The organism is Pontibacterium sinense (assembly GCF_015209595.1).
Classification (GTDB): Bacteria; Pseudomonadota; Gammaproteobacteria; order Pseudomonadales; family Balneatricaceae; genus Pontibacterium; species Pontibacterium sinense.
In genome coordinates, this window is the sequence record NZ_JADEYS010000014.1 from 126398 (window position 1) to 136495 (window position 10098).

General features: G+C 44.1%; 9 protein-coding genes. 1 reads left to right on the forward strand and 8 read right to left on the reverse strand.

Features of this window, described 5'->3' with window-relative positions:
• The 8 genes from IOQ59_RS14175 to IOQ59_RS14210 all read right to left on the reverse strand — a co-directional run bounded on the left by IOQ59_RS14175 (position 1) and on the right by IOQ59_RS14210 (position 9168).
• Complete coding sequence (locus IOQ59_RS14175; RefSeq protein WP_193954040.1) at positions 1–1029, reverse strand: glycosyltransferase family protein; 1029 nt, start codon at positions 1027–1029, stop codon at positions 1–3.
• Positions 1007–2164 (reverse strand): O-antigen ligase family protein, encoded by a 1158-nt coding sequence (locus tag IOQ59_RS14180; RefSeq protein ID WP_193954041.1) that lies wholly within the window; start codon positions 2162–2164, stop codon positions 1007–1009. Before IOQ59_RS14180 ends, IOQ59_RS14175 begins: the two co-directional genes overlap by 23 nt.
• The gene (locus IOQ59_RS14185; protein WP_193954042.1) at positions 2157–3179 is read right to left on the reverse strand and encodes a hypothetical protein; all 1023 of its coding nucleotides are present in this window, start codon (positions 3177–3179) and stop codon (positions 2157–2159) included. Before IOQ59_RS14185 ends, IOQ59_RS14180 begins: the two co-directional genes overlap by 8 nt.
• 138 nt (positions 3180–3317) lie before the next feature.
• Positions 3318–4232 (reverse strand): sulfate adenylyltransferase subunit CysD, encoded by a 915-nt coding sequence (gene cysD, locus IOQ59_RS14190; RefSeq protein ID WP_193954043.1) that lies wholly within the window; start codon positions 4230–4232, stop codon positions 3318–3320.
• 445 nt (positions 4233–4677) lie between these two features.
• Positions 4678–5652, reverse strand: coding sequence for a DHH family phosphoesterase (locus tag IOQ59_RS14195; RefSeq protein ID WP_193954044.1), 975 nt, complete (start codon positions 5650–5652; stop codon positions 4678–4680).
• Complete coding sequence (cysN, locus tag IOQ59_RS14200; RefSeq protein WP_193954045.1) at positions 5649–7064, reverse strand: sulfate adenylyltransferase subunit CysN; 1416 nt, start codon at positions 7062–7064, stop codon at positions 5649–5651. Before cysN ends, IOQ59_RS14195 begins: the two co-directional genes overlap by 4 nt.
• A gap of 3 nt (positions 7065–7067) precedes the next feature.
• A complete protein-coding gene (cysC, locus tag IOQ59_RS14205; protein WP_193954046.1) occupies positions 7068–7673 on the reverse strand; it encodes an adenylyl-sulfate kinase in 606 nt (201 codons plus the stop codon).
• A 49-nt stretch (positions 7674–7722) separates the two neighbouring features.
• Positions 7723–9168 carry an undecaprenyl-phosphate glucose phosphotransferase gene (locus tag IOQ59_RS14210; RefSeq protein ID WP_193954047.1) on the reverse strand — a complete coding sequence of 482 codons (1446 nt, stop codon included), beginning with the start codon at positions 9166–9168 and terminating at the stop codon, positions 7723–7725.
• A 292-nt stretch (positions 9169–9460) separates the two neighbouring features.
• On the opposite strand from IOQ59_RS14210, the gene IOQ59_RS14215 reads away from it, so the two are divergent.
• The coding region (locus tag IOQ59_RS14215) for a hypothetical protein (protein ID WP_193954048.1) at positions 9461–10098 on the forward strand (638 nt) is incomplete at its 3' end.

Sequence of the window (10098 nt, forward strand, 5' to 3'; positions counted from 1 at the left end):
TTATAAGCCCAAAACTCTTTTAATATTAGACAGGACATTACTTTCTTTATATTTATCCACATCAATCACCGCATCAAAAACAGCACCATAACCCCCCAGCTCATTTATTGTACAAATACCATACTTCTTACTTAATCCGAGATTAGACGTACAAACTCGCTTACCCGTAGCCAAGGACTGAAACACTTTCGCAGGGGTAACTGTATTCATAAACTCAGAATTTTTATATGGCAATATAATTTCATTTGCCTGAGCTATATAGTTACAAAGCACAGAAAAATCCGTTGTAGCCGGAGAGATAAAAATATTACCTTCACTATAAAGCTCACTACTGCATTCATTTGAAACTATAAATATTCTCTTCCCATTTCTTGCAAGAGAAATTATTAGCTTCAAATCCAGGTCTTCATGAATAGACCCATAGTATATATAATCATACTTAACTGAAGCTTCAGGGATATTATAAAATGACAAGCTAACTAATGGCGGCACCATTATATATTTATCGTTTTTATTTGCGTCAAACACTGAAACAATATCTTCACCTTCACTTATTCTTTTCAGAACTATTTCATTATCACACAAGACCACATCCACATCTTTCACTAATCTTTTTTCTTCACGAATCTTTTCAGAAGACAGCCCCTGCTTTTCGTAATCATGAACGCAGTAATACACCTTTTTATCGTAGCCTGACAACAACCCGCGTGTAACTTCATTTGCCACAAAAGCGACAGCAATATCACCATCAAAATCATGCTTTTTTTTCAAATATCTTAAAACGAAACTATTAATGGCAGGAATAGTAGACGGAAAGCCAAAAACATCAACCACTCCTAATTCATTATTTATTTTACTAGAAAACCCCCTATCCCTTTTGAGCTTAAAGAACCGCCCGACACTAGGAGAATGCAAAAAAAACTTCTGAAAAAACCTCACATCATGATTTTTATTAAACTCCCTATATAGGGATTGATTAACATGCTGGTAATACTGGTAAGGTATATCAGACAGTATATCGATTTTCATTCTGCGCATAACCCATAAAAAACCAAATAAAGTGTTCATATCCTGAATTTTGAAACAAACTCAAGAATAAAAAAACAAATACTAAAGTCTTAACGTTTGAATATTCTTTCAGCGAAAACACATACTTAAAGAAAACAGAAAGCAGCAACACAAAGCAAAACACTCCATTATCAACCAACGTTTGTAGGTAAATATTATGAAGAGCATCCTCTCTATAGGCCAGTGGAAACTGAGAATAATAAACTATCGCATCTTTTGATTCCCCAATTCCAAAACCCAAAACCTCTATCTCCAATGTATTAATCGCCGCTAACCATAAAGCTATCCTACCCTGACCTGTTTCAAAATACTCTAATTCAGTTTCAAAATCCCCCAATCGCCCAAAAAGATCAGGAAGCATAAGAGGAGCTAAGAAGCACCCCCCTACAAACACCAGAAAAGCAAACAAGTGCTTATCCATGTTCGACTTATAGTTACTCATATAAAAAAACACAATCGCCATCAAAAATGATATAAATCCAACACGCGTTGAATTTATCACACTAAAAACAAGACAGCACAAAATCAAAAAAACAAACTTTTTTTTATTATCAGAAAAATATATAGCAAGAAGACCCAATGTTGATGCCGCTATATTATAATGCTCATAATAACCAAAAAAATAATGTATCGATCTTTTATCAACTACCCCTCGCACAAGCCCCAATAACTCAAAAAAATTCAAAAAAACAAACAAAAACAAACAAACCACAAAAACCACAAAAACCACATCTTTTATTTTTTTCTTAATATTCTCATCCAAAATCGAGATCTTAATGCCAAACAAATAGGCACTCAGCATCATTATCGGCCATGCTAACGCTGCGAAACCTGCGCCAAGAAAAAAACTTTTAAAAGAGAACAAAACCAAACAAACTAAATACAAATCCTCCACAGAAAATTTTTTTCTAAAAAAGCACTGCCAATAAAAAAAACCAAACAAAAAAAACAAAAAACCTAACCTTACACTAAGATGCCCAAAAGACACCACCTCGACACCAAAAAAAACTGAAAGACTTACCAATAAAAATGGAATTGAGTAGTAAAAAACCATCACTTTGTTTTTATTTACTTTGCAATCAATCACGCTATCCACGCTTTAACTTATAATAAACACGCATTGCAAGCACCTCCAAAAAAGGCGGAAGACTTTTCAATTTTGCTTTCACCAACCACTTAAACTCCTTATCCGCCTCACATCCACCCTCTCCCAACTGTCGTTTAATCATGCTATAAGTTTCAACATCAAACGTACACTGAGAACTATCAACCTTCCCTCGAAGTTCATTCGAACTTCCAAAAAAATGATTTTTTATATACAAATATTTATTTTTTTTATGAAAAAAGTCACACAAATAGAATCTCTCACCGACCCCCAGCAACCCACTTTTATCACCGCTTGTACGCAGTTCAGATGAAATAGAGTAAATTTTACTTCTATACTTTTCACCACCAAAACTACTCTTATTAAATTCTAAAACAGCCTGCACAAACTCGTTCGAAGAACTTTTATTCACCCCTTCATTCACACGCACCAAATCAACATCATCAATTCCACAGTAATTTAAAAAAACATTTTCGATACCATATGAAAATATTTCCCTACCATATACTATGGTAGAAACATTTTTCAAACCAAATTCTTTTTCGTATCTTTTTATTCGATCTTCCACACAAAAAATATTTCTATATTTTTCAATAAACCTATTTATAGATCTATACTCAACCTCCCAACCATTACCCACCAGCTCCCGATAATAGGATTCTATCCAGCCGATTGGTTCCCTCAGCGTAAAAACAACTCTCACAGAGGAATATCCACCGAATAATTTCTTAAGCTTCCCAGCCATATCCCCATTTACATAGTGAGTAATATTTTCTGCTGACATAAACACTTTATTAACACCAGCTTCAGATATCTCTCTATTTAATTTATTCAGAAAAATATCACGCTGCTTTTTACCACCAAGTGCTGCTGAAATAATTTCGTTATGCCCTGATGTTGTATTATTTCGCCCTCCTTTTCCTGAAGTTTTTTCATACCCAGACTTCGGGAACAACAACCCCTTTTCCAAAAGACGTTCATAATTGGAATAAAATACACTTTGCACGTGAGACGAACCTGTCTTATGCAACCCCACATGCAAATAAATCTCTACTCGACCGAACTCCATTAAACCCCCACTTAAAACCACATCCCAATGTATAGTTTTATAATTCTTTTACGAGCCAAGAATAAACATAGAAAATCAAAAATACCCTTCTCTCTTTTTTTGCTCCATTGAACCTGCTTGATCATGATCGATCACACGCCCCTGTCTCTCCGATGTAGTAGTCAACAGCATCTCCTGAATAATCTCAGGCAGTGTCGCCGCCTCTGACTCAACCGCACCAGTCAATGGATAACACCCCAACGTACGAAAACGCACCATCTTCATCTCAGGCGTTTCATCATCAGCAATTGGCATACGCTCATCGTCTACCATAATCAACGTGCCATCACGCCCAACAACAGGGCGTTTCTCTGAAAGGTAAAGTGGTACGATTTCGATATTTTCCAGATAGATGTACTGCCAGATATCCAGCTCAGTCCAGTTAGAAAGCGGAAATACTCGGATGCTTTCGCCTTTTTCAACCTTGCTGTTATAGATCTCCCAAAGCTCAGGACGCTGATTTTTTGGATCCCAACGGTGAAATTCGTCGCGGAAGGAGTACACGCGCTCTTTTGCACGGGACTTTTCTTCATCACGTCGAGCACCACCAAAAGCGGCATCAAAGCCGTATTTATCGAGCGCCTTTTTAAGCGCTTGGGTTTTCATGATATCTGTGTGTTTAGCACTGCCGTGTACAAAAGGGCTTATATTCATATCCAGTCCTTCCTGGTTTTTATATACGATCAGCTTCATACCGAGCTTATCCGCCATTTGATCACGAAACTGGATCATCTCTTTGAATTTCCAGTTAGTGTCTACATGCATCAGGGGGAATGGTGGTTTACCAGGATGGAATGCTTTTAGTGCCAAGTGCAACATAACGGCGGAGTCTTTGCCGACGGAATAAAGCATCACCGGGTTATCAAACTCGGCAGCAACCTCACGGATAATATGAATGGATTCAGCTTCGAGCTGTTTAAGGTGGGTCATGCGTGACCGTGAGATTTCCATTTTAATCTTACCTTTATAAATTCTTATTGCTGTTTGAGGTCAGCTTAAATCTTGTATGTATTCCCACGCGGGAGCGTGAGAATGAGTAATCTGTGGTTCAACCCTTTTATTCCCTGCCTGAAAGTTGGGAATAAGCCCTACTGACTTCAGCGCAGTAGGGGCGCTCTGTATGCATTCCCACGCAGGAGCATGGGAACGAGTTAATCCCTACCGACTTCAATGCAGTAGAGGGGCTCTGTATGCGTTCCCACGCGGGAGCATGGGAACGAGCTACAGGGCCTGCTATCACAGGCTGGCAGCCTGAAGACTGCCCTACAGGTATTAACCTGGCGGCCAAACGCCTTTACTGAAATAGACTGCAGACCGCGCCATCACTAGATGGCGGGGCCACCTAACCCGCCGCCGGGTTAATATGTGCAGCAGCCATTTTCGTTAGTCAGGCGTGTTAAGAGTACTGAGCTTCGAATGCGGAGATGAAAGCGTCCAGTTGCTCTTTGGGTAGTGCGTTAATTCCTGCTGCACCTTTACGGCCACCGCCGGTAGGGAACTGTTTCACCAGCTCATCGGCACCGCTTTTATTGGTTAGTGGTGCGCGTACACTAACCTGATAGGTGTCGTCTGCTTTTTCAGTTATGACGGCGTGTGCTCGGCTTGGTGACCGGTTTGCCAGATCATTGCCGTAAACACCACTGACGCGACGAGCCCACTGCTCGTTCGGCAGCATAAAGGTTGCAGCTGTACTGGTTTCACGAATAGGTGCCAGCGAAGCCGCGCTAGCCATATCGCTGTCGTATCCGTTTGCCAGTGTTTCAAAAACTTCAGGCAGTGCTTCGATAAAATCAAACGGCGTATCAAAGGCATCCATCAGCTGATATAGCTCAGCCGGATGGTAGAACAGATCATCCAGGCTTGCGCCGTAGCCGTTATAGTTGATGCATACACCCAGTTTTTTTAGCACAACCGCTTGTTCAGCGGTAAAACCGGATTGATCCGCCAAATTCTGAGCGACGTCTGTCAGATTATCGCCAAATGCAGCCGCTATAGCCCACGCGCGGTACTGCCCACCCAACAACTGATCGATGATCAATGAGGTACAGGTATCTGGTGCGGTGTTTATATGGGCTTCCAGCGCGGGATGACTCGGCAATTCACCCGGGTTGTGGTGATCCGCGTAAAAAATAGAAGCACCCGCGTCCAAGATACGAGCGGCATCAGCACTGTTCTTTTCAAAAGCGATATCGAGTGCCGTCACCGTGTCACCGGATACGGCATCGACACGTTTCAACAGATTGATATCACGCTTGACGCCCGTTACAAGAATGCTTTCTTTAGGCTCGGCGCGGCGCAGCTGGATCAGCGCGCAAATGCCATCTGCGTCACCGTTAAACGCACCAAAGTGACGCTTGCCAGTCGTGGTCATATTGCTTTGCAACCCCACTCTGGGTAGTGCTTACGCACCAAGGCATTCAGGTCTCGCTCAAAGGCGTTGTAACGACTTCCATCGACTTCGCTTTCACTTCGCTCAACGGCTTTGAATGAACGGATCATACCCGCAGCAACCGTGCCATTCGTCAGACGATCAATAACCACAAAAGCACCCGTCTTAGGGAACTCGTTGTAACAATCCAGCGCGGTGTTTTCATTTAACTTCACCACACAGTTACCAATGGCATTTAACTCCAGACGCGATGACTGGATCTTTTCCAGCGTATTCACGTCAGTTTCAAAGTTAATCTCTGAAATCACACCCGTGGTCATCTTGGCCGCAAATTTAATATGGTACTCGCGACCCAACTCCATGGGTGTTTCCGCCATCCAAACCATGTCCGCCGAGAACTGATTGCCGATGTTGGCTACGTCACCCGGTTTAACTAGCAGATCACCACGCGAGATATCAATCTCGTCATCCAATGTAATAGTGATCGCCTCGCCCGGATACGCATCGGCCTGCTCGCCTTCGTAGGTGACGATACTTTTGACTTTGCTGCGCTTGGTTGATGGCAACACCATGATCTCATCGCCTTGCGCGATAACACCACTGGCAACCGTACCGCAAAAACCACGAAAATCGAGATTCGGACGATTGACATACTGCACCGGGAAACGAAAGTGCTGCAGATCTTTATCCGTCGACACACGCACCGTTTCCAGCAGTTTCATCAGCGATGCACCTGGATACCAGTCCATCTTTTCGCTGACTGATACAACATTGTCACCTTCCAATGCAGAGATCGGAACAAAACGCAGGTCATCAAAACCCAGATCACTGGCAAAGTCTTTGTAATCCGCTTTGATCTGTTGATACACATCCTGACTGTAATCCACCAGATCCATCTTATTAACAGCTACGATGATGTGTTTAATACCCAGCAAGCTACAGACAAAGCTATGGCGGCGCGTTTGGGTCTGCACCCCTCTGCGAGCATCAATCATCACAATGGCCAGCTCACAGTTAGATGCACCGGTTGCCATATTACGGGTGTACTGTTCATGCCCAGGACAATCAGCAATGATGAATTTCCGTTTATCCGTACTGAAATAGCGGTACGCTACATCAATGGTAATACCTTGTTCGCGCTCGGACTGCAGACCATCAACCAACAACGCCAGATCCAGGCTATCGCCCGCATTACCCACGCGCTCGTTGTCTTTTTGTAAAGCAGACAGATGATCTTCAAAGATCAACTTGCTGTCATATAACAAACGACCGATCAGCGTGGATTTGCCATCATCAACGTTACCGCAGGTTAAAAACCGCAACAGATCTTTGTTTTCATGTTGCTTAAGATACGCCTCGATATCGGTGGCGATCAGCTCCGAGCTATGCGACATGCTTCAGTCCTTTTTAATAATCTGATGGGTCAACAGATAGTCGATCATTTGATCAACCGCCTCTTCGACCGTCTGTACTGCGGTATTCAAGGTGATTTCTGGGGATTCAGGCTTTTCATAGGCTGAATCGATACCCGTAAAGTTTCGGATTTCGCCTTTACGTGCTTTTTTGTAGAGCCCTTTCGGGTCCCGCCGCTCGCACTCTTCCAACGGCGTATCCATAAAGACTTCTACAAACTCACCGTCGTCCATTAGCTCGCGCACCATTTGGCGATCGGCACGAAACGGGGAGATAAAAGCAGATAACACCAATAAACCTGAATCAGCGAAGAGCTTAGACATTTCACCAATGCGGCGGATATTTTCCACGCGATCTTCATCGGAAAAGCCCAGATCTTTATTCAGACCATGGCGAACATTATCCCCATCCAGCAAATAGGTATGATGCCCCATTTCAAACAAGCGCTGCTCGAGAGCCCCGGCGATCGTAGACTTCCCCGAACCACTCAACCCGGTAAACCAGAATACACATGGCTTCTGTTTTTTCTGCTCAGCACGTGATTGCTTGCATACCTTGTGGTTGTGCCAGACAACGTTTTCGCTACTCATAATCCTTCAAATCCCGAAAATATTCTCAGTGTTACGCCCGATCCACTGCTTAATAGATATCTTTAGATAAAAGCGATAATGGCGTTTTAATGAGAATCTTAACATCAAGCCATACCGACCAGTTATTGATATATTCCAAATCGTAATCAACGCGTTTCTGCATTTTATCAATGGTTTCCGTTTCACCCCGACAACCACTGATTTGAGCTAAACCTGTAATACCCGGCTTAATGCGATGACGCGCAAGGTATGCATTTATTTTATCGGAGTAGAACTCATTATGCGCGACCGCATGCGGACGCGGACCGACCAATGACATCCGCCCCTGCAACACATTAAACAACTGCGGCAACTCATCGATAGAAGTGCGACGGATAAACTTACCCACTTTGGTAATACGAGGGTCTTCGCGCTGTGCCTGAGTCACCTCTCCGGTACCCTCCACATGCACCTTCATGCTGCGAAATTTCCAGACGTTGATGATTTTACCGTCCCAACCATGGCGTTCCTGCTTAAAGAGCACAGGCCCTCGTGACGAAAACTTCACAGCAAAAGCAGTAGCGAGCAAAACAGGGCTTAGCAATACAATTGATAGCAACGCCACGGATCGGTCCATGAAATCTTTCAGCAACGAGCCGCGGCGTCGTGATGTCAAAGGACTTTCATTCAGGAAAATCAGCGGCATACCCGCCACTTCACGCACCGAGTGATTCAATAGATTCAGCGCATAAATATCAGGCACCCAAATAAGGTCTACATTCATATCAAGTAGATCAATATGTAGGTCGCCTATCTTGCCGGACTGTTCAATTGGCAACGCAAGATACACACGCTTTACACCGCGCGTACGAATTAATTCACGCAGCGCATGTAAATCGCCAACCACCAGGGCATCCCCTGCTTCATTCGCTGCTTCCTGCCCACTTAGACAAACGTGCCCAACTACCTTATCAGGAATCCACCGATTTACCTCAAGACTGGCCTTAAGATGATTCGCCAGACTTCCTGATCCCACAACCAACGCAGGTATCACCCGCGCAAATCGCTCGCGATAGCGATCAGAGAAAAATTTAATATTGACGTAGGCAACAGCTTGAAGCACAAACCCCAACAACGCCCACGCTATAAATACCTGTCGAGAAAACGACTCACCCGTTTTTGTCAAAAAGCCAATTAGAGTGAGCACCATCAATACTGAAGCCCATGAGACAGCCAGTCGATAGCAACCGGATACATAACCTGCAGCTCGCCGATAGACGCCCTGAGCACTGTATATAACGAACAGTAGCAGTACAGAGATTACTGCCAGCAAGCGATACGGCACATCTATATCACCGGTTTTCAACAGTGCCAGTAACATAAGAGAACCGGCCACTAATACGCCATCGACAGCCAACTGCCCCCAATAAATAAGAGACTCATGATTACGCAATAGACGACGCTTGCTTTTACGTGGGCCGAGGTCGGAGACCTGGGAGGGACTGGCTTGATCCATCAAAAATTCCTTGTTCCATAAAAACACAAAACCAATGACGTACAACTTATTACAGTCACCGATAGAAAGGAAAGATATTTAGTATCTTGTTTAAATCAGCAAGAAATATGACCGCGACATTGCTACGTTAGTAGCTCACGACACGTCCCGTTTATCGCTTTGCTGAGCAACAATACTACTTCATACCATATGGCACGCTCAAGAATTAAACAAAAGGTTTGCAGCGTTTGAATCAAGCCGATACAATCGCTCGCATACTATTAATTACCCTTTTACATGGAGTTTACCCATCATGCGCCGAGTACTTCTTGGAGCAATGGCAGGGATGATGATCCCGCTGTACTCTGCCTATGCTGATATTAAAACCGATCTCGCAGACGGCGTTTCGATGGAAACGCTTCTTGAAAACGCTAAAAAGGCAGACTTGACCGAAGCCGAAGTTATTACACAAATCAAAGCCGCCTTAGCTGAAACAGCAAAGACAGATCCTGACCAGGCTGTTACAGCTGCAAAAGCAGTCGCTAAATCGTTACCCGATGCTGCCGTCGCAGTCGCACAAGCAGTTACAGAAGCAGCACCACAAGCTGCTGCCGCTGTAGCGCAAGCAATCACAGAAGCCGCCCCAACCCAAGCTGCCAACATCGCTGCATCTGTCACCACTGCGGCCGGTGAAAATGCCAATGCGGCTGATATCGCAGCATCCGTTACTACTGCAGCTGGTGAAAACGCCAACGCCGCAGATATCGCGGCATCTGTAACCACTGCGGCCGGTGAGAACGCTAATGCGGCTGACATCGCAGCATCCGTAACCACCGCTGCTGGTGACAATGCTAACGCTGCTGATATCGCTGCGTCCGTTACTACTGCAGCTGGTGAAAACGCCAACGCCGCAGATATCGCGGCATCTGTAACCACTGCGGCCGGTGAGAA

Excerpts from the sequence above, each read along its gene's own strand:
- IOQ59_RS14175 (WP_193954040.1), bottom strand. The coding sequence starts at position 1,029 with ATGAAAATCGATATACTGTCTGATATACCTTACCAGTATTACCAGCAT.
- IOQ59_RS14210 (WP_193954047.1), bottom strand. The coding sequence starts at position 9,168 with ATGGATCAAGCCAGTCCCTCCCAGGTCTCCGACCTCGGCCCACGTAAA.
- cysC (WP_193954046.1), bottom strand. The coding sequence starts at position 7,673 with ATGAGTAGCGAAAACGTTGTCTGGCACAACCACAAGGTATGCAAGCAA.
- cysD (WP_193954043.1), bottom strand. The coding sequence starts at position 4,232 with ATGGAAATCTCACGGTCACGCATGACCCACCTTAAACAGCTCGAAGCT.
- IOQ59_RS14195 (WP_193954044.1), bottom strand. The coding sequence starts at position 5,652 with ATGACCACGACTGGCAAGCGTCACTTTGGTGCGTTTAACGGTGACGCA.
- cysN (WP_193954045.1), bottom strand. The coding sequence starts at position 7,064 with ATGTCGCATAGCTCGGAGCTGATCGCCACCGATATCGAGGCGTATCTT.